The organism is Paraburkholderia sp. BL27I4N3 (assembly GCF_003386115.1).
Lineage (GTDB): Bacteria > Pseudomonadota > Gammaproteobacteria > Burkholderiales > Burkholderiaceae > Paraburkholderia.
Genome location: NZ_QREJ01000001.1, coordinates 3,676,770 through 3,699,222, shown reverse-complemented (window position 1 = coordinate 3,699,222; position 22,453 = coordinate 3,676,770). Strand labels below are relative to the sequence as shown.

The window sequence follows — 22,453 nt, the reverse complement described above, 5'->3', positions numbered from 1 at the left end:
TTACTTACTGTTGGTACACGAGGTCGGCGCGGCGGTTTTGTGCCCACGACGATTCGTCATGACCCGTAGCTTGCGGCTTTTCCTTGCCGAGGCTCACGGCTTCCATTTGCGAGTCCGTCACGCCCATCAGCGACAGCGAACGGCGCACAGCTTCAGCACGCTTCTGGCCGAGTGCCAGGTTGTACTCGCTGGTACCGCGTTCGTCGGTGTTGCCCTGGATCAGGACGTGGCGTTGCGGATGGCTCTTCAGGTATTGCGCGTGTTGTTGCAGCAGCGATTGATAGTCGTCCTTGACCGAGTAGCTGTCGAAGTCGAAGTAAATGCTGCGCTTGGCCAGCGGGCTGTTCGGGTCGTTCAGCGGGTCGACATTGACCGTTGCGACATCGTTCGGATTCGGCTGTGCCGAAACCGTACCACCCTTGTTAGCGTTTTCGTCGAGCTTGACGCCCGAGTGGCACGCGGCCAGTGCACCGACCATCAATACGGCAAAAGCGAAGCGAAGTTTGGACATCATTTTGATAACTCTCCTTGTGTTATTGCATCAACGTTATTGCATAAACGGGCCCCAGGATGGCTCGCGTACGCTGCCACCCTGAACGGACAGGACCTGCCGAGTGCGACCGTCGGTCGAAACTGCGGCCAACACGCCACGGCCGTTCACCTGTGTGGCGTAAAGAATGTACTGACCGTTCGCCGCAAAGCTCGGCGATTCGTCATGTGTCGTGTCCGTCAGGCCTGTGGCGGTGTTGCCTTGCAGGTCCTGGATATAAAGCTTGAACCCGCCGCCGACGCGCGAGATATAAGCGAGCTGTTTGCCGTCCGGGCTCACGCGCGGGCTGGTGTTGTAGCTGCCCGTGAACGTGACGCGTTGCGCGGCGCCAGCGTTTTCACCTTGCGCCGACATCTTGTAGATCTGCGGCTGGCCGCCACGGTCGCTGGTGAAATAGATCGACTGGCCGTCAGGCGAGAAGCACGGTTCGGTGTCGATCGAGCTGCCTTGCGTGAGACGGCGCAGGCCGCTGCCGTCCGCGTTGACGGCGAAAATCTGCGTGTTGCCGGTGCGCGAGAGCGCGACGGCCAACGTGCGTCCGTCCGGCGACCACGCCGGCGCGCTGTTGTTGCCCTTCTGGTCCGAAACGACCACGCGGCGGCCCGTAGGCAGATCGTGGATGTAGACGATCGGCTTCTTCTTTTCAAACGAGACGTAAGCGACCTTGGTGCCGTCCGGCGACCATGCCGGCGAGATGATCGGCTCGGGGCTCGACAGCGCGATATGCGCGTCCTGGCCGTCCGAATCGGAGATCTGCAATTGATAACGGCCGCCCGTTTTGATGACGTACGACAGGCGCGTGGCGAACACGCCGCGACCGCCCATCAGCTTCGCGTAGATGTAGTCCGCGACCTTGTGCGCGCTCATGCGCAAGCCGCTTTCCGGGCTCACCAGCACGAGGCCGCCGAGGCTTTCGCCCTTGACGGTGTCGTACAGCTTGAAGCGCACTTCGTACTGGCCGTTCGGCAGACGGTTCACGCTGCCCGACACGAACGCGTTAGCGCCCTTGGCCTTCCAGCTGCCGAGGTCGACGGAATCCGTTTCGGCGACCGGCGTGGAGCCCGCGTCGATGTTTGTGAATTTGCCGCTGCGTTGGAGATCCTGACGCACGATCGTGCTGACTTGCTGCGGCGAGTTCGCTTCATTGGCGAAGTTCGCCGTTGCGATTGGAAACTGGGTGGACCCGACGCCTGTCACGAGGACGTTGAGTTGTGCGTGGGCGGCGCCGCCAACGGCGATCAGGCACGACGCTACAAGTGTCCGCAGGCCTAGCTTGGTCATCAAACTCATGCTGTATGGTTTCCCCAAAAACGGTTTACTAACGCTTCAAGACAGCAGACAGACCCGAAAAGAACTAATTCGTTCCCGAGCGCGCCCCGGTGGGCTGGGCGCAGAGTCTGCTGTCAACTGACTGTCAAACTACTGTGAATCAACCGGCCGGGCGCAACGTAATCAGGAAACTCGGCGGCGTCTTGCCATTGATGTCCTGAGGCATCGGATCGGTACGCTGAACCGCTCGTAGCGCGGCGTCGTCCCACGCAGCGTTGCCACTGCTGCGCGAAATCGTGGCACCCAGCAAGGTACCCGTCGGTGAGCAGCGCACGGAGACCACCGTCTCCAGACCGCTCGTTTCGCCGCCCCACGAGATATTCGGGCGCACGGCACGCCGCACCTTGTCGGAGTACCCAGGCGATGTCGCCGTGCCACCCGAGCCGCTGCCCGTGCCGCTCTTGCCCAGCCCGTCGCTGGTGGTCGAGCCGGTGCCACCGGTCGCGAGGCCTTGCATTTGCGCGAGTCGTGCGCGACGTTCGGCATCCAGCTTCTTCGCTTGCGCCGCGGCGTCGGCTTGCGCTTTGGCCTTCGCGGCTTTCTGCGCGTCGGCTTTTTTCTGCGCTTCGGCCTCGGCCTGCTTCTGCTGTTCCTGCTGCTGCTCTTTCAACTGCTGTTCTTTCAACTGCTGCTGCTTTTGCTGCTCCGCCAATTGCTGTTGCTTCTGCTTGTCGGCCTGCTGTTGCTGCTGCTTCTGTTTGGCTGCCGCAGCTTTCTGCGCGGCGAGTTGCGCCGCCTGCTCCGCAGCAAGTTGTTGCTGACGCTTCGCCTCGGCTTCCTGCTGCGCCTGCAGTTTCTGCTGACGTTGCTGTTCAGCCAACTGCGCCTCGCGAGCCGCTTCCTGCTGCTGACGTTTCTTTTCCTGCAGCGCGATGTCGGCCTGTTCGTCTCGCACCGGCGGGGCAGGGGCCACGGGAACGGGCACTGGCGGCGGCACGGGACGCGGGATCGCCACATCCGGCACTTCGGTCCACAGCTCCGCTTCCGCGCCTTCGGGCGTACTGTTTTGCCACTGAATGCCGTGGTACAGGAAGAACCCGAGCAGCGCGTGCATCACCAGCGCGAACGCAAAGGCTCGCCCGGTGCCGCGTTCACGCGGTGGCTGGAGCGGGTATTCGGAATTCTTGCGGATCATTGCGATTTGACGAGCAATCCAACGCGCTTGACGCCGCGAGCTTTCAGTTCGGACATCACGTTCATGACGACTTCGTACTTGACGGTCTTGTCGGCGGCGATCACGACGGGCTGATCAGGATGCGATTGCGCGCGATCGGCGATGAAGCCGTTCAGATCGGCTTTCGTCATGTTCTCCTGCTGTTGCGCGCCGGAATCGTCCTTGTATTTGACGCTCATGTTGCCGTCCGCGCGAATGTTCACGATCACAGGCGGCGTTTGCTGCTGCGGCGCGGCGCCGCCGACGGTCGGCAGATTGACGATCGACGGGGCCACGAGCGGCGCGGTCACCATGAAGATCACGAGCAGCACGAGCATCACGTCGATGTACGGCACGACGTTGATGTCGGCCATCGCGCGGCGCGAGCGGCTGCCGCGCATGCTGGAGGAGCGAGAGCCTGCCATCGTGGACTCCTTACTGTGCCTGACGCTGCAGGATGTTCGAGAACTCTTCGATGAAGGTTTCGAAGCGGATTGCCAGGCGGTCGATATCGTGCGCGTAGCGGTTGTAGGCAACCACGGCCGGAATCGCGGCGAACAGGCCGATCGCGGTGGCGGTCAGCGCTTCGGCAATGCCCGGCGCGACGTTGGCGAGCGTGGCCTGCTGCACGTTGGCGAGGCCGCGGAACGCATTCATGATCCCCCACACCGTGCCGAACAGACCGATATACGGGCTGACCGAACCGACCGACGCGAGAAACGCGAGATTGGCTTCGAGCACGTCCATTTCACGCTGGAACGCGGCACGCATGGCGCGCCGTGCGCCGTCGAGAATCGCGCCCGGATCGTTCAGGCGCTTTTCCTTGCCCTTCAGGAATTCGCGCATGCCGGACTCGAAAATCCGTTCCAGTGCGCCAATGGTGTGCCGGTTGTTCGCGGCGCTTTGATAAAGCGCCTGCAAGTCGCCGCCCGACCAGAAATCGCGTTCGAAACGCTCAGTTTGCGCGCGCGCCCGGCGGATCGCAAACCACTTGCGGAAGATGAAAGTCCACGATAGCAGCGACAGCAACAGCAGCAGAGCCATGACAGCCTGCGCCAGCAGGCTTGCGTTGAGTACGAGTGAAACGATCGACAGATCTTGTGTAGTGTTCATAAAGGTTCGTTTTAACGTCCCGGAAGGGGGCGTCCGGCTGCAAGGCCACTCGAAGCTTGCCGTGAGCAAAACGGAAGCATCGGCGATATTGCAAGCCGAACCATGCTTTGTGTTGCTTGATCGTTACGAGTTCACTGGCCCCATAACAACGGGGTTCAGTCTTTATCCGTTGACACGCCGGGCTCGCTCGCGCCCGGCCCACGCCGCAAGGCAGCGAGAACCGGCGAAGGAATCGCGGTCGGCCGCAGCGCAATGCGGTCCACGCAGCCGACCCGGATGGAACCGGTAGCAAGCAGCGTGCCGTCCCGCCACGCTTCCTGCGCGAAATCGACCGACGCTCTGCCGAGCCGCTCGATCCGGCTGACCACGTTGACCATGTCGTCTAGCCGGGCCGGCGCCCGATAATCGACCGCCGTGCTGCGGACGATGAAAATCGCGCCCGCTTCGTCCGCGAGCCGATTCTGGTCGACACCGCACGCGCGCAGCCACTCGGTGCGCGCACGTTCGAAAAATTTCAGGTAATTCGCGTAAAACACGATGCCGCCGGCGTCGGTATCTTCGTAGTACACGCGGATTGGCCACATGTAGCCGATTTCCTCGCCGGGCTGGCTGGTCGACATATTCATGCGGCGCATTTTACCGGAACGCACACCCGCAGGTCTGTTTCAAGATGTGCGCCCCGTCCGGCGGGCTTCAGCCGGGATTTCAGCCGCGATGGACGGACAACGCGGAGAACGATTGCGCCACCGGCATCAGTTCGATCGTGTTGATGTTGACGTGCGCCGGGCGCGTGGCGATCCAGTAGATCGAGTCGGCGATGTCTTCAGGCGTCAGCGGCTGCACGTTTTCGTACATTTTGCCGGCCTTCGCGTCGTCGCCGCGAAAACGCACGTTCGAGAATTCGGTGCCGCCGCACAGGCCCGGCTCGACGTTCGTCACCCGCAGTGCGGTGCCGGCGACATCGGCGCGCAGATTCAGGCTGAACTGATGCACGAACGCCTTGGTGGCCCCGTAGACGTTGCCGCCCGCGTACGGCCAGCTGCCGGCTGCCGAGCCGAGATTGAAAATGTGGCCGCGATTGCGCTCCACCATGCCGGGCAGGAGGGCATGCGTGACTTGAACGAGCCCTGTGCAGTTGGTCTCGATCATGGTGTTCCATTCGTCGAGATTCGCTTTCTGCGCCGGTTCGATGCCGAGGGCAAGGCCGGCATTGTTGACCAGCACGTCGACGGCTGCGAAATCGGCCGGCAGCGAGGCCGGCACGGCTTCGACGGCGACGCGGTCGCGCACGTCGAGCTCGTACGGCAAAAGCGCGTCGCCGAGTTCGTCGGCGAGTTCTTGCAGGCGGTCCTTGCGGCGAGCAGTGGCGACGACGCGATGGCCGCCTTTGACGAAGGCGCGTGCGATGGCGGCGCCGAATCCCGCGGACGCTCCGGTGACGAACACGATCATTGCAGTGGTTCCCAGGCTGGTAGGAGAGAAAGGCCCCAAGCCTACTTCCATTGCGGCGCTGCGGCAAGGATGAACCAGCCGCACGAGAGGCTGCGGCAAGGACGCGCCGCGAGTCTCTGTGCGGTTTTCCTCAGACGTTTGCGCGCCGCATGAGACGGCTCTGGAGGCCGCCCGGCGGGCACCCGCAGGAGTGGCCGGAACCCGGTTGCCTATTCGATCCGCTTCCAATAAACTAACGCGCTCATCCCTGCGTGACTGGCGATAGAACCGGTTCAAGCAATCGGGTTCAAGGTGGAACAACCCACCGTGAAGCGCGGGGTGCCGTTTTGCCGTTCGCCTGGGCAGCCGTGATCCGCGCGCATTGATCTGCGCTGACGGTGGCTGCCCTGCCTCGCGTGTGCGGCGACTCTCCATCCGCCACGTCAGGGCTGGCCCAGCCGCCAGCAGCGCTGCGTACCCTCTACGCAAGATTCGGCGCACGATCCGGTCAACCTGAACACATTCAACGGAATCCGTATGTTTGACAGAGCCCAAAGCACCATCGCCAACGTCGATCCTGAACTCTGGAAGGTCATCGAGCAGGAAAACCGCCGTCAGGAAGAGCATATCGAACTGATCGCGTCGGAAAACTACACGAGCCCGGCTGTCATGGCTGCACAAGGCTCGCAACTCACGAACAAGTACGCTGAAGGGTATCCGGGCAAGCGCTATTACGGCGGCTGCGAGTACGTCGACGTCGCCGAGCAGCTCGCGATCGACCGCGTGAAGCAACTGTTCGGCGCCGAAGCCGCGAACGTGCAGCCGAACTCCGGCTCGCAGGCCAACCAGGGCGTGTTTTTCGCCATGCTCAAGCCGGGCGACACGATCATGGGCATGAGCCTCGCGCACGGCGGCCACCTTACGCACGGTTCGCCGGTCAACATGTCGGGCAAGTGGTTCAACGTGGTCAGCTATGGCCTGAACGAAGCCGAAGACATCGACTACGACGCCGCGGAGAAACTCGCTCAGGAACACAAGCCGAAGCTGATCGTGGCAGGGGCGTCCGCGTTCTCGCTGCGTATCGATTTCGAACGCATGTCGAAAATCGCCAAGTCGGTCGGCGCGTACTTCATGGTCGACATGGCGCATTACGCCGGTCTGATCGCCGCGGGCGTTTATCCGAACCCCGTGCCGCACGCCGATTTTGTCACCACCACCACGCACAAGAGCCTGCGTGGCCCGCGCGGCGGCGTGATTCTGATGAAGGCCGAGTTCGAAAAACAGATCAACTCGGCAATTTTCCCCGGCATTCAAGGCGGTCCGCTCATGCATGTGATCGCCGGCAAGGCTGTCGCGTTCAAGGAAGCCCTGTCGCCGGAATTCAAGGCATATCAGCAGCAAGTCGTCGAAAACGCGCGCGTGCTGGCTGAGACGCTGGTCAAGCGCGGTCTGCGCATCGTGTCGGGCCGCACCGAAAGCCACGTCATGCTCGTCGACCTGCGTGCGAAGAAGATTACCGGCAAGGCTGCGGAAGCCGCGCTGGGCGCCGCTCACATCACGGTCAACAAGAACGCGATCCCGAACGATCCGGAAAAGCCGTTCGTGACGAGCGGCGTGCGCCTCGGCTCGCCGGCCATGACCACGCGCGGTTTCGGCGTCAAGGAAGCGGAGCAGGTGGGTAACCTGATCGCCGACGTGCTCGACAATCCAGAAGACGCCGCCACGATCGAGCGCGTGCGCGGGCAAGTCGCTGAGCTGACGCAGCGCTTTCCTGTTTACCGCTAAGCCGCCATGCATTGCCCCTTCTGCCGTCACGCCGATACGCAGGTCGTCGACTCGCGCGTATCCGAAGACGGCGCGACGATTCGCCGGCGCCGCCGCTGCCCGGCCTGCGATAAACGTTTTACGACGTATGAGCGGGTCGAGCTGGCGTTGCCGTCGGTCGTCAAGAAGGATGGTAGCCGTACTGAATTCGACCGCCGCAAGATCGTCGCGAGCATGCAACTGGCGCTGCGCAAGCGCCCGGTGGCAGCGGACGCGATCGACGCCGCGGTCGCCCGCATCGAGTATCTGTTGCTCGGCAGCGGCGAGCGCGAAGTGCGCAGCGAGCGCCTCGGCGAGCTCGTGATGAATGAATTGCGTGCGCTCGATACCATTGCCTACGTTCGTTTTGCTTCTGTCTACCGGCGCTTCGAAGACGTCTCCGAATTCGAAGACGTGATCGAAGAATTTCGCCGCGCCTCTTCTCCTCCCAAGCCTTCCCGCAAGCGCTGAACGCAGTCGCATCGCGCGTTGCGTTTGAATCGCCGTTCTGCTGTTCCGCGTTGTTTCGCGCATCCGTATCTCCCGCCGCCGCAATGGTTCGTCGCGTGCATTTTTGCGCGGACTAGCGTCTGAGTGCCACCTGGCCGTTCGGCCGATTGTTGGACGATTTGCAAATCGCTAGATTGGCTGCATTCTTCGAATCGATCAGGGATGCAGATGAATCGGAACGCAGTCCGTCCGCCGCGATATCGTGGCTTCACGCTTGTCGAAACACTGGCTGTTATTGCGCTGCTGGCCGTGGTCGCTGTGATGGCCACGCCGTCATTCGTGTCGTGGCACGTGCGAGATCAGGTCGACGCCCGCGCGAAGGCGCTTGCCTCGACGCTCGCTTATGCACGCAGTGAAGCCTTACGCCGAGGCGCACGAGTCACCGTATGCCGCACCGACGCCGCGCGGCGTTGTCTTGCCGCGGGGCAACCGTGCGGCAACGGCGTCGCCGACTGGTCGTGCGGTTGGGCCGTGCTGGCCGAACGAGGCGGCACGCTATCGCTATTACGTGCGCAGCCTCTGCTGGCGGCCGTGAGCATCGCCGGCACGCAGACGAATCTCACGTTCACGCCTCCGGCGGGCCAATTGATCGGCACCTTTCGCAGTTTCGATATCGCGCCGCGTGCACCGTCGAAGGCGACACAAGGAGACAAGTGGCGACGCTGCATTCGCATTGCGGCGGGCGGCCGCGCGCGGATCGTTGAGGGCGCATGCGGAGCCGCGTCATGAGCCGACATCCGCGGAGTCCGCACTCGCGCTGCCGCGAGTCCAGGTGGGTCGGCAGTTCATTGATCGAAGTCATGCTGGCTGTCGCGTTGATTGCTGTCACGGCGCTCGGCTTGATCGCCGGCCAGTTGTGGACCGCGCGCGAGGCCCGCGCGATGTCCCTGCGCGAACATGCCGCCTGGATAGCCGATTCCGTCGCGGAGGCCATGTGCGCTCCCACTTCGGGCGACTCCGCAACCAGACAATGGAGCGCGCGTGCAGCGAAACTTTTGCCGCATGGCGAAGCCTCGGTGAGTGACATCGCGGGCGTGTCCGCTGCACGCGTGACATGGGCATCGCTGCGTGACTTGCCACATTCCGACGACGTGATCGACAAGCCCGCGCCTTGCGGCGGAGTGGATCTGCCCGTGGGCTCTTCATGCGTCGTGCTGGCGTTTGCGCAATGACGCGGCGTTCGAACCCTGCTCACGGCCATACCTTGATCGAATTCGTGATCGCGATGGCGTTGGGGCTGCTGGTGACCGCGGGTGCCGTCTCGCTCTACAGGACGCAGCGGAGCGCATTCGAACGCGCGAGCGATGCGATGCGGATTCGCGAAGCCGGTCTGACTGCGCTGACGCTGATCGGCCCGCAATTGCAAATGGCCGGCTTCGTACCCGCGGACATCGCGCGGTACAACAGTCCGCCGCCGATGTTCGGATGTTCGGGCGGCCGCCCGGTCGGCGCCGACGATAGCCTCGCCTGCGAGACCTTGCCCAGTCACTCGGATGGTGTCGCGGTCCGTTATGTCGGGGACAACGTCTCCACGTGGGCATCGACCAGCGGGCAAACGACCGACTGTCTCGGTCAGGCCGTCGCTGGCAGCAGCGCCGCGCTCGGCGACCAGGGCGTGCCGGTCGTCAACCGGTACTTCGCGAGGGTCAGCGGTTCGACCGGTGAGCCGGAACTTTACTGCGAGGGTAACGGCAAGCCGGGGTCCGCGCAGCCGCTGGTAGAAGGCATCGAGCGCTTGCGGATCAAGTACTGGCTAGCTGGCGGGCTGACCGCAATCGACGCGTCGGCGGTGACGGCCGATCAATGGGCAAAGATCGTCGCCGTCGATCTTTGCGTGCTCGTACGCGGCATGCCGCAGGGGCAACAGCGTGCGCGCTATGTCGATTGCGATGGCGTAAGTGCTCTCGGTGCGGATTCACGACCGCGCCAGGCGTACTCGCGGCGTGTTGCGATACGCAATCACGTGGAGGATTCGCTGTGACGAAACCACAAAGGGAAAAGCAGCCGTGTCGGACCGAGGGGAAGTGCATGAGACGTCACGGTCAGTTGGCCAACCCGGCAAACCTGATAGGCCTCAGCCGAATGCGGTGCACCGTGCCGAGCACCAGGCAACGGGGCGTGGTGTTGCCGATCGTCCTGCTGATTTCATCAATGATGCTGGTCACTTCAGCAGCCTGGTTCGAAACGTCACTGGCGGCTGCGCGCGGCACCATCAACGTTCGCGAGTACTTGCAGGCCTTTCATGCCGCGGATTCGGCGCTGACTTTATGCGCCCGCAGTGTCGTCGCCGCTGCAAGCACGCAGTCCGCAGCACCGCTGCCGGTCGCATCCGGCATGCCGGTGCAATGGAAACTCGCAGCAGCGTTCGAAGCAGGAGCCGTCACGCCCGTGGCGCAATGGCCAGGATCGCTGCGCGCACCGCAATGTCTGATCGAGGCCTGGCGTCTCGCCACTCGTGCCGATGCGCGGGCGTATTTATTAACTGCGCGCGGTTTCGGCCGCGCCAGCGAATCGCAGGTATGGCTGCAAATGGAACTGGTGGTCGATGGAGAGAAGATCGAACGTCATTGGCGCCGCGTTGCCGCCAGGCCATTTTGACGGAGGCGGCCTAATGAAGTCGCATGCATCCGGATTCACGCTGCTCGAGTTGATGATCACGCTGGCAATCGCCGCCACGCTGGCCGTCTTTGCCGTGCCTTCGTATCGCAGCCATGTTGCGCGAACGCATCGAATCGACGCAGCGTCCGCGCTCTATCGCGCGGCTCAATTCATTGAAGGAGCGGCAAACGACAGCGCACCGACATTGCCCCCGGGCCTCGATCAGGCGCCGCAATTCGGCACGGCTGTCTATCACCTGCACGTGCTGCCCGCGGACGATGCAAACGGTGGCTATGCGATCGAGGCAACGCCGAGTGAAGCCGGGCCGATGCACGACGACACGTGCGGCATTTTCACGCTCGATGCGACAGGACTACGTGGCAACAAACCCGCGGCAACCGGTTCGACAGCCGCCAGCGGCGACTGCTGGAATACGAGCTAGCAAACCGAACCGGGCTGAGCTGAACTGAGGCGGAACGCCGCGCGGCGTTTCCCTCAGTCTCGACTATCCGCCGACTCAACCTTGCCGCCTGATGACGCCGCCGAATCCCGCTTCATCTGCTGCCAGATCCGATAGGCCTCCCACGCGGCAAGCCCAACGCTGCCCCATTTGAGCACGGGTTTGGCGCCGGCTACGACGGTTGTGCGCAGCGGCTTGGCAAGCACGATCGAAGCGATCGAGCTGATGAGCGGATACTGTTTGAGGAGGGCGCCGACGCTGCCCGCGTTAAGAAAGCTCGCCTTCGAGCCTTTACCGACGCGCATGCCGCCGAAGCCCGGCAAAATGAATTTGAGCCAACTAAAGTGCGTGACTGCTTGTCGCAACTCGATGGTCGCCTGAGCGAGTTCCATGCGCTCGACATCCGCGCGCACCAGCAGCAACTCCTTGCGCAGTGCGCGCAAATGCGGTGCGCTCAGATCTTTGGCCTGGTGGCGCTTGTTGCGGAACGCGGTATCGGAATGGATCTGGCTCATGGCGTGTCGACGGCAGTGAAGGTTGAGCAACGGAACGGCGCTGCAATTCGCGCAAGGCTGTTAGGCAAGACGCAGAACCAAAGACGCGAGGCGCTATGTCGCACCGTGGCGTCTTCCGGGTCACGGTTTGCGGAACACGTCGCGGTCTTTTTCAAACTCTGCGAGGGTCGCTTCGAACACCATTGGCGCGTTGCGCAAACCACTGCGCGCTTTCAGCGCACAGGCTAATCCCGCGATCGCATAGACCGCGGTGATGCCTGCCAGCGCCTGCCAGCGGTAGGTGTCCCAGAACGCGATGGCGATCAGCGCAGTCAGCGCGATCAAGGCCATGGTGGCGAGCATCATCGCGGCAAGGCCGAGGAACAGTACGGCGAGCAAACGGTCCTTTTCTTCGGCGAGCTCGATGCCGACCAGTTCCAGCCGCGTCTGCAGAATGGCAAACACGGAGCCGATTATGCGGCGCAACGGACTATGTTCTCCGCGCTGCGATTGTGTTTCGATCGTCATGGCTGTGGGCGTTGCGCGTGAAGGTCTAACCGGCGCGCGCGCGCGCCAGAAGAAGCGGACCGGTAAGACGTGCGCCGGTCAACTCGGTTCGCTGGTGCGCCGGACGAAATACGCCCGGCGGCATCGCCAGTGTTACTTGCGGTTGATCAATAGCCCAAGCAGCACGCCGGCGCCGGCGGCAATGCCGATGGATGCCCACGGATGCTCGTGCACGTAGTCGTCAGTGGCGCGGGCCGCCTTCTTGCCTTTTTCGACCACCACGACCTGAACGTCGGCCGCCTTTTCCCTCGCTTGTTTCAGGCGCGTCAGCGCCGTTTCCCGCAATTCGGAAGCGCGCTCGCCGGTGGCGCTCGCGGCCTGTTTCAGCAGATCTTCAGCGTCCGCGAGGACGGTTTTGATATCCGACATCAATCTCTCCTTGTTGATTTCCGACATTGACAGCTCCCCTTCGTCTCACGCCACGCGTGAATCGTAACCAAAGAAACGGCCGCTGGCGAGCACAGGGCCCGGTTGGTTGACAAGATCGCACGAACCGTTCCCGCTTGAAGCATAGCCACAAACAACGCCGTCGCCACACAACGTGTAGACGAAGTTTGCTTGAGATGGAGTTGATCTGTCCCGCAAAGTTTCCTCCAAATCGGTGAAAATTACAAAAACGCATAAAGTAGTGACGCGATGTTGGTTCGTCATACACCGTCACTCCCGTATGCTTTATCGTTGCGGGGCGCCGCGCGTGAACGCTCGCGCGGCAATGTCCAAACCTACAGGAGATGCACAATGAGTCTACGTCTTGGCGATATCGCACCGGATTTCGAGCAGCAGTCGAGTGTCGGCCCGATCAAATTCCACAAATGGCTGGGCGATAGTTGGGGCGTGTTGTTCTCGCATCCGGCCGATTTCACACCGGTCTGCACGACCGAACTCGGCTTGACCGCCAAGCTGGCCGACGAGTTCGACAAGCGCAATGTGAAGACCATCGCATTGTCGGTCGACAGCGCCGAGTCGCACAAAGAGTGGATCAAAGACATTAACGAGACTCAAGCCGCCAGCGTCGGCTTCCCGATTCTCGCGGACGGCGATCGCAAGGTTGCCGAGCTGTACGACATGATTCATCCGAACGCCAACGAGACGCTCACGGTGCGTTCGCTGTTCGTGATCGACCCGAAGAAGAAGGTGCGCCTGATCATTACCTATCCGGCGAGCACTGGCCGCAACTTCGACGAAGTACTGCGCGTGATCGATTCGCTGCAACTCACCGACAGCCACTCGGTTGCCACGCCGGGCAACTGGAAGCAGGGCGATGACGTGGTCATCGTCCCGTCGCTGAAGGACGAGGAAGTCATCAAGCAGAAATTCCCGAAGGGCTACAAGGCGCTGCGTCCGTATCTGCGCATGACGCCGCAGCCGAACAAGTAAGCGGCTGATGCGCTACAAAGCGGGCCGCTAACCGCGGCACGCCGGGTCGAATGAAAAAAAGCCAGTTCACGAGTGAACTGGCTTTTTTATTGTGCTGCGCAAACGCGCGGCAATCGGAGCAACCCGCGCGATTCGCGCTTCAGAAAACCTTCAGAAAAAAGCCTGAATGCCGGTTTGCGCGCGCCCCAGAATCAGCGCATGAATGTCATGCGTGCCTTCATAGGTGTTCACGACTTCCAGATTCACCAGATGCCGCGCGATGCCGAACTCGTCCGAGATGCCGTTGCCGCCGAGCATGTCGCGCGCGAGCCGTGCAATGTCCAGTGCCTTGCCGCATGAATTGCGCTTCATGATCGAGGTGATCTCGACGGCCGCGGTGCCTTCATCCTTCATGCGGCCGAGACGCAGCACGCCTTGCAGACCGAGCGTGATCTCGGTCTGCATGTCAGCGAGCTTCTTCTGGATCAACTGGTTCGCGGCGAGCGGCCGGCCGAACTGCTTGCGATCCAGCACGTACTGACGCGCGGTGTGCCAGCATGATTCAGCCGCACCGAGCGCGCCCCAGGCGATGCCATAGCGCGCGGAATTCAGGCACGTGAACGGGCCGCGCAAGCCGCTGACTTCGGGGAAGCGGTTCTCCTCCGGCACGAACACTTCGTCGAGCACGATTTCGCCGGTGATCGACGCGCGCAGACCCACCTTGCTGTGGATGGTGGGCGCCGACAGTCCCTTCCAGCCCTTCTCGAGAATGAAGCCGCGGATCGCGTCCTTGCCGTCTTCCTCGAGCTTCGCCCACACGACGAACACATCGGCGATCGGCGAATTGGTGATCCACATCTTCGAGCCCGACAACGAATAGCCGCCGTCGACCTTCTTGGCCCGCGTGACCATGCTGCCCGGATCGGAGCCGTGATTCGGCTCGGTCAAGCCGAAGCAGCCGATCCATTCGCCGGTGGCGAGCTTCGGCAGGTATTTCTGCTTCTGCGCTTCCGAGCCGAATTCATAGATCGGCACCATGACCAGCGACGACTGCACGGACATCATCGACCGATAGCCCGAATCCACGCGTTCCACTTCACGCGCGATCAAACCGTACGCCACGTAGTTCAGACCGGGGCCGCCATATTGCTCAGGAATGGTCGGGCCGAGCAGGCCGAGTTCGCCCATCTCGCGAAAGATCTCGATGTCGGTCTTCTCATGACGGAACGCTTCGAGCACGCGCGGCTGCAGCTTGTCTTGCGAGTAAGCTGCGGCGGCGTCGCGCACCATGCGTTCGTCTTCGGTGAGCTGCTGATCCAGCAGCAACGGGTCTTCCCAGTGAAACTGCGCGGCCTCGGCCATGGCTTATCTCCTGATCCCTTGCTTGACGGAAACGTGTTTGCGCTTGACTTGAGTTCCGCTATGCGAAACAATGTTTTGCAAACCACGCCCGAGTGTATCACCCCATGACGCCGACATCCACTCTCTCCGAACCGCTCGACGAGCGCAAATTTGTCGTCGCGCTGGCGCGCGGGCTGGATTTGTTGCGCGCGTTCAAGCCGGGCGAAACGATGCTCGGCAATCGCGATTTCGTCGAACGCACGGGTTTGCCGAAGGCGACCGTCAACCGTCTGGCCTATACGCTGACTGTGCTCGGTTATCTGCGGCTCGACGAAACGCTGGGCAAATACGCGCTCGACGCCGGTGTGCTGTCGCTCGGCTTCGCGCTGCTCTCGGGTACGGACACGCTCGAACTCGCGCGCCCGCACATGCGCGTATTCGCACGCGACGTAGGCGCGGCAGTTTCGCTCGGCTGCCGCGACGGGCTCGACATGATTTATCTGGAGACAATCCGCAGCGAGACCGCGTTGACGCTTGGGCTGGCATCCGGTTCGAAACTGTCGATGCTGACGAGTTCGATGGGCCGCGCCTATCTGGCCGTGCAACCGCTCGACGTGCGCGCCGCGTTATTGGCGGAATTGAAAAAGGCGGCCGGCAAGGCAGGCGCCGAACTGGTCGCCGACGCCGAGCAGGAAATCGCCGCCTTCGCCGAGCAGCGTTGCTGCTACTCGTTCCGCGCGTGGCATGACGACGTCAACGCGGTCGCGGTGCCGTTTCGCGAGCCGCGCGAAGGGCGCTGGCTGGTGCTGAGTTGCAGCGGGCCGGCTTCGTCGATGGGAGAGGATGTGTTTCGTGGCAACGTCGCGCCACGGCTGAAGGCGCTTGCGCGGCGTTTGGGCGATACCGGTTGAAGTGGGCGGCGCGTGTCAATGCACCAGGCCAACCCGCTGCTCAAACGGCCCGGTCGTGATAATGCGCATTGAACAATGGCCCTTGCACGAAGCGCACGTCGTACTGCTGCAAAGCCTCGAACTGCGCTTCATCCACCACCCGGTTGAAGATCAGCGGAATTCGCAGCCGGCCTGCATAACCCACTAGCGGTTTAACGGTGGCATCGCGCAAAGCGGTCCCTGCATCCATCTTGAGAAAGTCGAGCCGCGCGGTCTCCGACACCGACAGAATCTGCCCCGCGTTGGACAGATTGCCCGCCACCTTGAAGCCGTAGTGCTGGTAGCTCTTGGTCAGATAGCCGAGAAAAGTCTTGTGCGCGACCGCCGCTGCGGGCAGTTCGATCACCACCCGCGACGGGTTCAATCCGAACGACACCAGTACGCTCGAAAAATGCCGCCCGTGGTCGTACTTCACGCTCTTGAGCAGCCGCTCGTGCACGCGCAGAAAGAGCAGCCCATGCCGCTGGGCGCCAAAGAAATTGATGGCATGCAGCGCGCGCGACATGCGGTCGAGCGCGACCAACTCCTGATCGTCGGCGATGCGGTCGAACGGATCGAACACGTCGAACGGCGCCGCGTCGACCTGGTGCGTGACGGCCTGGAAGCCGAGTTCATCGCCGAAACGGTCCACGCCCTCGACGCCCGACGAAAGCGACTGCGCCAACGCATGCACGCTGATATCGAAGATCGGCTCATACGCGCTGGCGAGTTCGAACCCGTCGAATTGCGCCAGCGCGACGTCGTGATGCAGGCCTTGCCCCATCACCAGATGCTCGCCAAGAAACGGATGGTCGGCGGAGCGGGCAATGAGGTTGGGAATGGTCGGCGGGATCATGTAGACGTATGGATGGCGATAGTGAGGCGCTCGGCGCGGGGCAACGCGACGCGATTGCCGCATTCATTGATGGTAGCAGTCCGCACCGTGCTTACATGAACAAATTGCTCATAACGTTATCCGCCGAACGCTTGTGCCCACGGGCGGTCCGGGGATTTCAGGTGACGTTGCAGGGTTTACGTTAATTTCACTATTTGTAATTCGTTTTACTATCCGTAAATTGTAATGCGGTTGTGATCGCGGCTAGGTCATGTCGTGAGCGCAGTCCATGCGCCGATCACAGACGCTTGCGGGCGGTGTTCAACCCCGCTGCAACCAACGAACAATCCATCCAGGCAGCATCAGGAGACGACGCAGTGAGCGCGAAACCGGCCGCGGCCGCCGTCAATGTGATCGAAGTCGAGCACGTGCTCGGCGAAACGTATCACCCCGCATTCCAGTTGCTGCTGCTCGCGCTGGCTGCCGCGACACGCCAACGCGGCCGGCCGTCCGAGCCGCGGACCGCGTGAAATGACGAGATCGAGTATCAACGGAGAACCTAGCATGGATACCCAAACCCGTACGCCGCACACAGGCAACTCGCGGCTCGAAATCGAGCCGGGCTATCAGTCGGGCTTCGCAAACGAATTCGCCACGGAGGCCTTGCCGGGTGCGTTGCCGCAAGGCCGCAATTCGCCGCAGCGCGCGGCATATGGCCTATACGCCGAGCAACTGTCGGGCACGGCGTTCACGGCGCCGCGCGGCCATAATCGCCGTTCGTGGTTGTACCGGATTCGGCCGGCGGCGGTGCACATGCCGTTCACCCAACTGCCTTCGGAGCGGCTCGTCGCCAACTTCGCCGAGGTGCCGCCGACGCCGCCCAATCAGTTGCGCTGGGACGCGTTGCCGATGCCGGTCGAGCCGACCGACTTCATCGACGGCTGGGCGACGATGGCGGGCAACGGCGCGGCGGAGTCCATGAGCGGCTGCGCGATCCACCTGTACGCGGCGAACCGCTCGATGCAGGACCGCTTCTTCTATACCGCCGACGGCGAATTGCTGATCGTGCCGCAGGAAGGACGTCTGCACATCGCGACCGAGCTTGGCAAGCTCGACGTCGAGCCATTCGAAATCGCGGTGATTCCGCGCGGCGTGCGCTTCGCGGTGAGCCTGCCGGATGGCGTGGCGCGCGGCTACATCTGCGAGAACTTCGGGGCGTTGCTGCGTTTGCCGGATCTTGGTCCGATCGGCTCGAACGGCCTTGCCAATCCGCGTGATTTCCTCACGCCGCATGCGGCCTATGAAGACCGTGAGGGCGAGTTCGAACTGGTCGCCAAGATGAACGGCAACCTGTGGCGCGCGGACATCGGCCACTCGCCGCTCGACGTGGTCGCGTGGCACGGCAACTACGCGCCGTACAAGTACGATCTGCGCCGCTTCAACACGGTCGGCTCGATCAGCTTTGACCATCCGGATCCGTCGATCTTCCTCGTGCTGCAATCGCAAACCGATACGCCGGGCGTCGATAGCATCGACTTTGTGATTTTCCCGCCGCGCTGGCTTGCCGCCGAAGATACGTTCCGCCCGCCCTGGTTCCATCGCAACGTGGCGAGCGAGTTCATGGGACTCGTGCACGGCGTGTACGACGCCAAGGCCGAAGGTTTCGTGCCGGGCGGCGCGAGCCTGCATAACTGCATGTCGGGTCACGGCCCGGACGCGGAGACGTTCGAGAAAGCCTCGCACAGCGATACGTCGACGCCGAAGAAAGTCGGCGACACGATGGCCTTCATGTTCGAAACCCGCACGCTGATCAAGCCGACGCGCTTCGCGCTCGAAACCGCGCAATTGCAGGCGCATTACTACGAGTGCTGGCAAGGTCTCACGAAACATTTCAACCCGGAGCAACGATGAACGCATTGAGCGATCTTCAGGCGACGCTCGATCCGTCGCGCAAGAGTTGGGTCGAGTCGGCGAACGATTCGGCCAATGACTTTTCGATTCAGAATCTGCCGTTCGGTATTTTTAGCGACGACCTGAATGCCACGCGCCGCGTAGGCGTCGCGATCGGCGGCAGCATCGTCGACCTGGCCGCGCTCGAAAGCGCGGGTCTGTTGAGCTTGCCTTCGTCGAATGCCGGCGACAGCGTGTTCGTGCGCGACGCGCTGAACGATTTCATCGCACTCGGTCGCGACGCATGGCGCGGCGTGCGCATTCAGTTGAGCAATCTGCTGTCACGCGATAACGCGACGTTGCGCGACGACGCCGAATTGCGTAGCCGCGCGCTGATCCGCCAGGCCGATGCGCGATTGCATCTGCCGGTGCAGATTCCGGGCTACACCGATTTCTATTCGTCGAAGGAGCACGCGACGAACGTCGGCTCCATGTTCCGCGATCCGAAGAATGCGCTGCTGCCGAACTGGTCGGAGATGCCGATCGGGTACAACGGGCGGGCGTCGTCGGTAGTGGTGAGCGGCACGCCGGTGCGTCGTCCTAATGGGCAGTTGAAACTGCCGGACCAGGATCGTCCGGTGTTCGGCGCGTGCCGCAAGCTGGATATCGAACTGGAAACGGGCTTCGTGATCGGCGCAGGCAATGCCTTGGGCGAGCCGGTTGCGTGCGCGGATGCGGAAGCGCATATCTTCGGCATGGTGCTGCTGAACGACTGGAGCGCGCGCGATATTCAGCAATGGGAATACGTGCCGCTCGGACCGTTCAACGCGAAGACTTTCGCGACCACGATCTCGCCGTGGATCGTGACGCTGGATGCGCTCGAACCGTTCCGCGTCGCGCAACCGGCGCAGGAACCGCAGCCGCTCGCGTACCTGCGTCATGAGGGCGAGCATGCGTTCGATATCACGCTGGAAGTGAGGCTGCGCCCGCAGCAGGCGAAAGAGGCGAGCACGATTTCGCGGACCAACTTCAAGCATATGTACTGGACGATGGCCCAGCAGCTCGCGCATCACACGGTATCGGGCTGCAATACGCGCGTGGGCGATCTGATGGGCTCGGGCACGATCAGCGGACCGACGGAAGATTCGTTCGGCAGCCTGCTGGAGTTGACGTGGAACGGCAAGAAGCCGGTGGAATTGCAGGAAGGCGGCACGCGCAGTTTCATCGAAGACGGCGATGAGTTGACGCTCGCCGGTTGGTGCCAGGGTGACGGTTATCGTGTGGGTTTCGGCGCGTGTGTCGGGGAGATTTTGCCGGCGTTGAAGTAAGGCAGAGCGAGCGGGCGAGACACGCGCAACGTGCATGACAAAAACGGGGAAGCCGCGAGCAATGGCTTCCCCGTTTTGTTTTTCACGCGTCATCTTGCGCGGCGCCAGAGTCTGTTGATCGATCTGCGATCTGCGATGCGCGACCCGCGATCCGCACTCGCGCCTCTCTCCAAGCCGCGACGACAAACGCCAAATCAGCGGGGAGCAGCACGTGCGCCGTCGCATCGCTGCCGGCGCCGCACCGTGGTCAGCAGCCGATCAACCCGCGATCCGCACCGGCGCCCGCCGTCTCTCCCACCAAACCGCCGCCAGAAATGCCAACGCTGCGACGAGCAGCACACCGACCATCGCGTCATTCCCGACGCCCTTCATCAGCGCACCAGCCACCAGCGGCCCACCGAAACTCGCCGCGCTCCACGACGCGCCCACCAGCGAACTCGCGGACACCAGCGCGACACCGCGAAAGCGTTCACCACAGGCAACCAGCGACAGCGTATAAATCGCGCCCGCCGCCGCGCCGAGCACATACAGCAGCGGCCAGCATAGCCACGGCGAGGTGATCGCCCACGGCAGCAAGGGCAGCAGTGCCACAACGATCACACCGCAACCGATATGCACGCGTTCGCGTCCAAGCCGGTCAGCCAGCCAGCCGATCGGGAATTGCATCGTCGTATCGCCGAGCAGCAGTGCCGACGCGAACAGCACGGCCACTTCGCTCGTGATGCCGTGCGACATCGCGAAGAGCGGCAGCAGCGAGAGCGCGATCGTGTCGAACAACGCGAAGAAGCCGGTGCCGATCGCGAGCGCCGGCATCAGCGGCAAAACATGACGCCAACTGCCGTGCGCCGCGTGCTCATCCTCGGACGCTTGCGGAGTCTTGCGAATCGTGGCGAGCATCGGCAGCGCCAGCAGAAAGATCGCGCCGCAAATCAGGAAGCGCCATTGCGTGAAGCCGGCGATCTGACTCACCAGCACCGGACCGGCCATCTGGAACAGGGTGAAGTTGGTCGCGTAAATGGCGATCACGCGACCGCGCGTGGCATCGTCGGCCAATTGATTGACCCAGGCTTCGCCGATCGTGAAGAGGAGCATCAGCGCGGCGCCGCACAGCACGCGCAGCACGGCCCACAGCCACAGGTTCGAGGTGAGTTGCATCAGCGCGGTGGCGAACGCCACCACCAGCACGGCCCCGACGATCACCTGGCGGCCGCCGAAACGCGCCGCGATCCATCCCGCGAGCGGCACGATGACGAGCCCACCGCCCGCTTGCGCGGCGGTCAGCAGGCCGACCACGTCGGTGCCGTAGCCGGCTTGCGTGAGCGCGAGGGCGGTGAGGGGAAGCGTCGCGCCGCTGCCGAGTCCGACGACGGCGACGCTGAGGATCAAAGCGAGGAAATCGCGAGTGAAGATGACTTTCATCGGCCGAGATGCTACTACGGCCGTGAGTCAACCGCACCTGTGCGCGGCTTGAGAGGAGTGCGGAGAAGGGCGCTTAGCTCGCCATCGCCATGCGTTGTGCGCGCCGGTCGATCGACACCGACCACAGCGTCAGCACCAGCGCGCCGATCGACGTTGCCACGCCGACCCACGGCAGCGTCGTGAGCGGAGCGCCCGCGCCGATCGCCATGCCGCCGAGCCAGGCGCCCGTCGCATTGCCGAGGTTGAAGGCGCCTTGATTCAACGTCGAAGCAAGATTCGGCGCATGGCTCGCGCGGTCGACGATCAGCATTTGCAGCGGCGGCACGATCGCGAAGGCCAGAATGCCCCACACGAAAATCGTGATCATCGCCGGAATCTCCGCATGCATGGTGCCGGCGAAGACGGTCAGGATCACGACGATCGCCAACAGGAACGCCACCAGCGAAGGCATCAGCCGCCAGTCGGCGAGCTTGCCACCGAGCGTGCTGCCCACCGTCAGGCCGAGGCCGAACAGCAGCAGTACAAGCGTGACCGCATGCGGCGTAAAGCCGGTCACGTCTTCGAGAATCGGTGTGATGTACGTGAAGGTGGAAAAGAGGCTCGCCGACGCGAGCACGCTGATGCCGAGCACCATCAGCACCTGCGGGTTCTTCAGCACGCTGAATTCGCGGACGAGGCTGGCCTTCTGCATCTCGATCTTCGCCGGTAGGCACACGGCGAGCGCGGCCGCCGCGACGACGCCGATGCCCGTCACCGCCCAGAACGTGGCACGCCAGCCCACCGCCTGGCCGAGCGCGGTGCCGAGCGGCACGCCCAGCACGTTGGCGAGCGTGAGGCCCGTGAACATCAACGCGATGGCTTGCGCACGGCGGTTCGGCGCGACGAGGCCGGCGGCCACCACGGAGCCGATGCCGAAGAACGCGCCATGGCAGAACGCCGTCACGATGCGTGCGGCCATCAGCACCGCATAGCCCGGCGCCACAGCGCACAGCAGATTGCCGACGATGAACACGCCGATCAGGCTCATCAGCGCCTTCTTGCGCGGCATGTTGGCGACCGCGATCGCGACGATCGGCGCGCCGATGGTCACGCCGAGCGCATACGCCGACACCAGCATGCCGGCCGCGGGGATCGACACAGAGAGGTCGCGCGCGACATCGGGCAACAACCCCATGATTACGAATTCGGTGGTACCGATTCCAAACGCGGCAACGGCAAGGGCAAGCAGGGGTAAAGGCATGGTGAAGGAGCGCGAATCGGCGCGACAGGAGGCGTCGCGCGGCCGGCGCGCGTTTTCGGGGCGAGAACGCGTGCGCCGTACAGGGGTAAAACAGCAGGGGATTCTAC

At 63.0% G+C, this 22,453-nt stretch carries 26 protein-coding genes and 1 riboswitch; of the genes, 12 read left to right on the top strand and 14 right to left on the bottom strand.

Translation table 11 applies throughout. The annotated features are described in order from the left end of the window. Nucleotides 1-4 precede the first annotated feature (4 nt). From pal to ydfG, 7 genes are all read right to left on the bottom strand, one after another. Nucleotides 5-514 carry a peptidoglycan-associated lipoprotein Pal gene (gene pal, locus B0G71_RS16710; RefSeq protein WP_012431817.1) on the bottom strand — a complete coding sequence of 170 codons (510 nt, stop codon included), beginning with the start codon at nucleotides 512-514 and terminating at the stop codon, nucleotides 5-7. Between the two features lie 33 nt (nucleotides 515-547). Next, entirely contained in the window at nucleotides 548-1,840 is a 1,293-nt protein-coding gene (gene tolB / locus B0G71_RS16705; protein WP_012431818.1) for a Tol-Pal system beta propeller repeat protein TolB, read from the bottom strand. 139 nt (nucleotides 1,841-1,979) lie between these two features. Next, the gene (gene tolA / locus B0G71_RS16700; RefSeq protein WP_116142825.1) at nucleotides 1,980-3,014 is read right to left on the bottom strand and encodes a cell envelope integrity protein TolA; all 1,035 of its coding nucleotides are present in this window, start codon (nucleotides 3,012-3,014) and stop codon (nucleotides 1,980-1,982) included. Next, nucleotides 3,011-3,457: a protein TolR gene (gene tolR, locus B0G71_RS16695; RefSeq protein WP_012431820.1), complete on the bottom strand. Its 447-nt coding sequence runs from the start codon at nucleotides 3,455-3,457 to the stop codon at nucleotides 3,011-3,013. Before tolR ends, tolA begins: the two co-directional genes overlap by 4 nt. 10 nt (nucleotides 3,458-3,467) lie before the next feature. Next, nucleotides 3,468-4,145 (bottom strand): protein TolQ, encoded by a 678-nt coding sequence (gene tolQ, locus B0G71_RS16690; RefSeq protein WP_007179119.1) that lies wholly within the window; start codon nucleotides 4,143-4,145, stop codon nucleotides 3,468-3,470. A 155-nt stretch (nucleotides 4,146-4,300) separates the two neighbouring features. After that, the gene (ybgC, locus tag B0G71_RS16685) at nucleotides 4,301-4,780 is read right to left on the bottom strand and encodes a tol-pal system-associated acyl-CoA thioesterase (protein ID WP_116142823.1); all 480 of its coding nucleotides are present in this window, start codon (nucleotides 4,778-4,780) and stop codon (nucleotides 4,301-4,303) included. A gap of 70 nt (nucleotides 4,781-4,850) precedes the next feature. After that, nucleotides 4,851-5,597, bottom strand: a complete 747-nt coding sequence (gene ydfG / locus B0G71_RS16680) for a bifunctional NADP-dependent 3-hydroxy acid dehydrogenase/3-hydroxypropionate dehydrogenase YdfG (RefSeq protein WP_116148669.1) — start codon at nucleotides 5,595-5,597, stop codon at nucleotides 4,851-4,853. Between the two features lie 241 nt (nucleotides 5,598-5,838). Next, nucleotides 5,839-5,947: riboswitch (ZMP/ZTP riboswitch) on the top strand. Nucleotides 5,948-6,113: 166 nt separating this feature from the next. On the opposite strand from ydfG, the gene glyA reads away from it, so the two are divergent. From glyA to B0G71_RS16645, 7 genes are all read left to right on the top strand, one after another. Continuing rightward, on the top strand, nucleotides 6,114-7,361 hold the full coding sequence (glyA, locus tag B0G71_RS16675) for a serine hydroxymethyltransferase (RefSeq protein WP_012431824.1): 1,248 nt from the start codon (nucleotides 6,114-6,116) through the stop codon (nucleotides 7,359-7,361). A gap of 6 nt (nucleotides 7,362-7,367) precedes the next feature. Continuing rightward, nucleotides 7,368-7,850: a transcriptional regulator NrdR gene (gene nrdR / locus B0G71_RS16670; RefSeq protein WP_012431825.1), complete on the top strand. Its 483-nt coding sequence runs from the start codon at nucleotides 7,368-7,370 to the stop codon at nucleotides 7,848-7,850. A gap of 207 nt (nucleotides 7,851-8,057) precedes the next feature. After that, nucleotides 8,058-8,618, top strand: a complete 561-nt coding sequence (locus tag B0G71_RS16665; RefSeq protein WP_258875619.1) for a GspH/FimT family pseudopilin — start codon at nucleotides 8,058-8,060, stop codon at nucleotides 8,616-8,618. Beyond that, nucleotides 8,615-9,061 (top strand): hypothetical protein, encoded by a 447-nt coding sequence (locus tag B0G71_RS16660; RefSeq protein ID WP_116142819.1) that lies wholly within the window; start codon nucleotides 8,615-8,617, stop codon nucleotides 9,059-9,061. Before B0G71_RS16665 ends, B0G71_RS16660 begins: the two co-directional genes overlap by 4 nt. Beyond that, entirely contained in the window at nucleotides 9,058-9,870 is an 813-nt protein-coding gene (locus tag B0G71_RS16655) for a PilW family protein (protein WP_116142817.1), read from the top strand. Before B0G71_RS16660 ends, B0G71_RS16655 begins: the two co-directional genes overlap by 4 nt. Nucleotides 9,871-9,917: 47 nt before the next feature. Then, nucleotides 9,918-10,487, top strand: a complete 570-nt coding sequence (locus B0G71_RS16650) for a hypothetical protein (protein WP_404935350.1) — start codon at nucleotides 9,918-9,920, stop codon at nucleotides 10,485-10,487. 13 nt (nucleotides 10,488-10,500) lie between these two features. After that, nucleotides 10,501-10,929, top strand: a complete 429-nt coding sequence (locus B0G71_RS16645) for a type IV pilin protein (RefSeq protein WP_116119026.1) — start codon at nucleotides 10,501-10,503, stop codon at nucleotides 10,927-10,929. Nucleotides 10,930-10,982: 53 nt separating this feature from the next. On the opposite strand, the gene B0G71_RS16640 is transcribed toward B0G71_RS16645, so the two are convergent. From B0G71_RS16640 to B0G71_RS16630, 3 genes are all read right to left on the bottom strand, one after another. Then, complete coding sequence (locus tag B0G71_RS16640; RefSeq protein WP_116119027.1) at nucleotides 10,983-11,462, bottom strand: DUF3318 domain-containing protein; 480 nt, start codon at nucleotides 11,460-11,462, stop codon at nucleotides 10,983-10,985. A 120-nt stretch (nucleotides 11,463-11,582) separates the two neighbouring features. Next, nucleotides 11,583-11,969 (bottom strand): phage holin family protein, encoded by a 387-nt coding sequence (locus B0G71_RS16635; RefSeq protein ID WP_106284466.1) that lies wholly within the window; start codon nucleotides 11,967-11,969, stop codon nucleotides 11,583-11,585. 132 nt (nucleotides 11,970-12,101) lie between these two features. Beyond that, entirely contained in the window at nucleotides 12,102-12,404 is a 303-nt protein-coding gene (locus B0G71_RS16630; protein ID WP_011486909.1) for a YqjD family protein, read from the bottom strand. Nucleotides 12,405-12,746: 342 nt separating this feature from the next. Here B0G71_RS16630 and B0G71_RS16625 point away from each other — a divergent pair, with 342 nt between their 5' ends. Further along, nucleotides 12,747-13,385, top strand: coding sequence for a peroxiredoxin (locus B0G71_RS16625; protein ID WP_116142815.1), 639 nt, complete (start codon nucleotides 12,747-12,749; stop codon nucleotides 13,383-13,385). Nucleotides 13,386-13,535: 150 nt separating this feature from the next. On the opposite strand, the gene B0G71_RS16620 is transcribed toward B0G71_RS16625, so the two are convergent. Then, complete coding sequence (locus tag B0G71_RS16620) at nucleotides 13,536-14,726, bottom strand: acyl-CoA dehydrogenase (RefSeq protein ID WP_012431834.1); 1,191 nt, start codon at nucleotides 14,724-14,726, stop codon at nucleotides 13,536-13,538. 104 nt (nucleotides 14,727-14,830) lie between these two features. On the opposite strand from B0G71_RS16620, the gene B0G71_RS16615 reads away from it, so the two are divergent. Beyond that, entirely contained in the window at nucleotides 14,831-15,616 is a 786-nt protein-coding gene (locus tag B0G71_RS16615; RefSeq protein WP_116142813.1) for an IclR family transcriptional regulator, read from the top strand. Nucleotides 15,617-15,656: 40 nt separating this feature from the next. Here the strand turns inward: B0G71_RS16615 and B0G71_RS16610 are convergent, their stop codons facing one another. After that, a complete protein-coding gene (locus B0G71_RS16610; protein ID WP_106284462.1) occupies nucleotides 15,657-16,490 on the bottom strand; it encodes an EAL domain-containing protein in 834 nt (277 codons plus the stop codon). 356 nt (nucleotides 16,491-16,846) lie between these two features. On the opposite strand from B0G71_RS16610, the gene B0G71_RS41385 reads away from it, so the two are divergent. The 3 genes from B0G71_RS41385 to fahA are packed head-to-tail and all read left to right on the top strand — an operon-like array spanning nucleotide 16,847 to nucleotide 19,687. Continuing rightward, nucleotides 16,847-16,999 carry a hypothetical protein gene (locus B0G71_RS41385; protein WP_158608117.1) on the top strand — a complete coding sequence of 51 codons (153 nt, stop codon included), beginning with the start codon at nucleotides 16,847-16,849 and terminating at the stop codon, nucleotides 16,997-16,999. A gap of 34 nt (nucleotides 17,000-17,033) precedes the next feature. Beyond that, nucleotides 17,034-18,380: a homogentisate 1,2-dioxygenase gene (gene hmgA, locus B0G71_RS16605; protein WP_116142811.1), complete on the top strand. Its 1,347-nt coding sequence runs from the start codon at nucleotides 17,034-17,036 to the stop codon at nucleotides 18,378-18,380. Beyond that, on the top strand, nucleotides 18,377-19,687 hold the full coding sequence (gene fahA / locus B0G71_RS16600; protein ID WP_116142809.1) for a fumarylacetoacetase: 1,311 nt from the start codon (nucleotides 18,377-18,379) through the stop codon (nucleotides 19,685-19,687). The genes hmgA and fahA overlap by 4 nt, the downstream gene beginning before the upstream one ends. Before the next feature lie 258 nt (nucleotides 19,688-19,945). Here the strand turns inward: fahA and B0G71_RS16595 are convergent, their stop codons facing one another. Then, complete coding sequence (locus B0G71_RS16595; protein ID WP_116142807.1) at nucleotides 19,946-21,106, bottom strand: MFS transporter; 1,161 nt, start codon at nucleotides 21,104-21,106, stop codon at nucleotides 19,946-19,948. Between the two features lie 73 nt (nucleotides 21,107-21,179). Then, nucleotides 21,180-22,346, bottom strand: coding sequence for an MFS transporter (locus B0G71_RS16590; RefSeq protein ID WP_116119036.1), 1,167 nt, complete (start codon nucleotides 22,344-22,346; stop codon nucleotides 21,180-21,182). Nucleotides 22,347-22,453 lie beyond the last annotated feature (107 nt).

Bases quoted from the DNA above. Each gene is read 5' to 3' on its own strand.
- tolQ (WP_007179119.1), bottom strand. From the start codon at position 4,145: ATGAACACTACACAAGATCTGTCGATCGTTTCACTCGTACTCAACGCA.
- tolB (WP_012431818.1), bottom strand. From the start codon at position 1,840: ATGAGTTTGATGACCAAGCTAGGCCTGCGGACACTTGTAGCGTCGTGC.
- B0G71_RS16660 (WP_116142819.1), top strand. From the start codon at position 8,615: ATGAGCCGACATCCGCGGAGTCCGCACTCGCGCTGCCGCGAGTCCAGG.
- B0G71_RS16655 (WP_116142817.1), top strand. From the start codon at position 9,058: ATGACGCGGCGTTCGAACCCTGCTCACGGCCATACCTTGATCGAATTC.
- pal (WP_012431817.1), bottom strand. From the start codon at position 514: ATGATGTCCAAACTTCGCTTCGCTTTTGCCGTATTGATGGTCGGTGCA.
- B0G71_RS16645 (WP_116119026.1), top strand. From the start codon at position 10,501: ATGAAGTCGCATGCATCCGGATTCACGCTGCTCGAGTTGATGATCACG.
- B0G71_RS16640 (WP_116119027.1), bottom strand. From the start codon at position 11,462: ATGAGCCAGATCCATTCCGATACCGCGTTCCGCAACAAGCGCCACCAG.
- tolA (WP_116142825.1), bottom strand. From the start codon at position 3,014: ATGATCCGCAAGAATTCCGAATACCCGCTCCAGCCACCGCGTGAACGC.
- B0G71_RS16615 (WP_116142813.1), top strand. From the start codon at position 14,831: ATGACGCCGACATCCACTCTCTCCGAACCGCTCGACGAGCGCAAATTT.
- B0G71_RS16665 (WP_258875619.1), top strand. From the start codon at position 8,058: ATGAATCGGAACGCAGTCCGTCCGCCGCGATATCGTGGCTTCACGCTT.
- B0G71_RS16610 (WP_106284462.1), bottom strand. From the start codon at position 16,490: ATGATCCCGCCGACCATTCCCAACCTCATTGCCCGCTCCGCCGACCAT.
- B0G71_RS16650 (WP_404935350.1), top strand. From the start codon at position 9,918: ATGAGACGTCACGGTCAGTTGGCCAACCCGGCAAACCTGATAGGCCTC.
- B0G71_RS16595 (WP_116142807.1), bottom strand. From the start codon at position 21,106: ATGAAAGTCATCTTCACTCGCGATTTCCTCGCTTTGATCCTCAGCGTC.
- hmgA (WP_116142811.1), top strand. From the start codon at position 17,034: ATGGATACCCAAACCCGTACGCCGCACACAGGCAACTCGCGGCTCGAA.
- glyA (WP_012431824.1), top strand. From the start codon at position 6,114: ATGTTTGACAGAGCCCAAAGCACCATCGCCAACGTCGATCCTGAACTC.
- B0G71_RS16635 (WP_106284466.1), bottom strand. From the start codon at position 11,969: ATGACGATCGAAACACAATCGCAGCGCGGAGAACATAGTCCGTTGCGC.
- fahA (WP_116142809.1), top strand. From the start codon at position 18,377: ATGAACGCATTGAGCGATCTTCAGGCGACGCTCGATCCGTCGCGCAAG.
- B0G71_RS16625 (WP_116142815.1), top strand. From the start codon at position 12,747: ATGAGTCTACGTCTTGGCGATATCGCACCGGATTTCGAGCAGCAGTCG.
- ydfG (WP_116148669.1), bottom strand. From the start codon at position 5,597: ATGATCGTGTTCGTCACCGGAGCGTCCGCGGGATTCGGCGCCGCCATC.
- tolR (WP_012431820.1), bottom strand. From the start codon at position 3,457: ATGGCAGGCTCTCGCTCCTCCAGCATGCGCGGCAGCCGCTCGCGCCGC.
- B0G71_RS16590 (WP_116119036.1), bottom strand. From the start codon at position 22,346: ATGCCTTTACCCCTGCTTGCCCTTGCCGTTGCCGCGTTTGGAATCGGT.
- nrdR (WP_012431825.1), top strand. From the start codon at position 7,368: ATGCATTGCCCCTTCTGCCGTCACGCCGATACGCAGGTCGTCGACTCG.
- B0G71_RS16620 (WP_012431834.1), bottom strand. From the start codon at position 14,726: ATGGCCGAGGCCGCGCAGTTTCACTGGGAAGACCCGTTGCTGCTGGAT.
- ybgC (WP_116142823.1), bottom strand. From the start codon at position 4,780: ATGCGCCGCATGAATATGTCGACCAGCCAGCCCGGCGAGGAAATCGGC.
- B0G71_RS16630 (WP_011486909.1), bottom strand. From the start codon at position 12,404: ATGTCGGAAATCAACAAGGAGAGATTGATGTCGGATATCAAAACCGTC.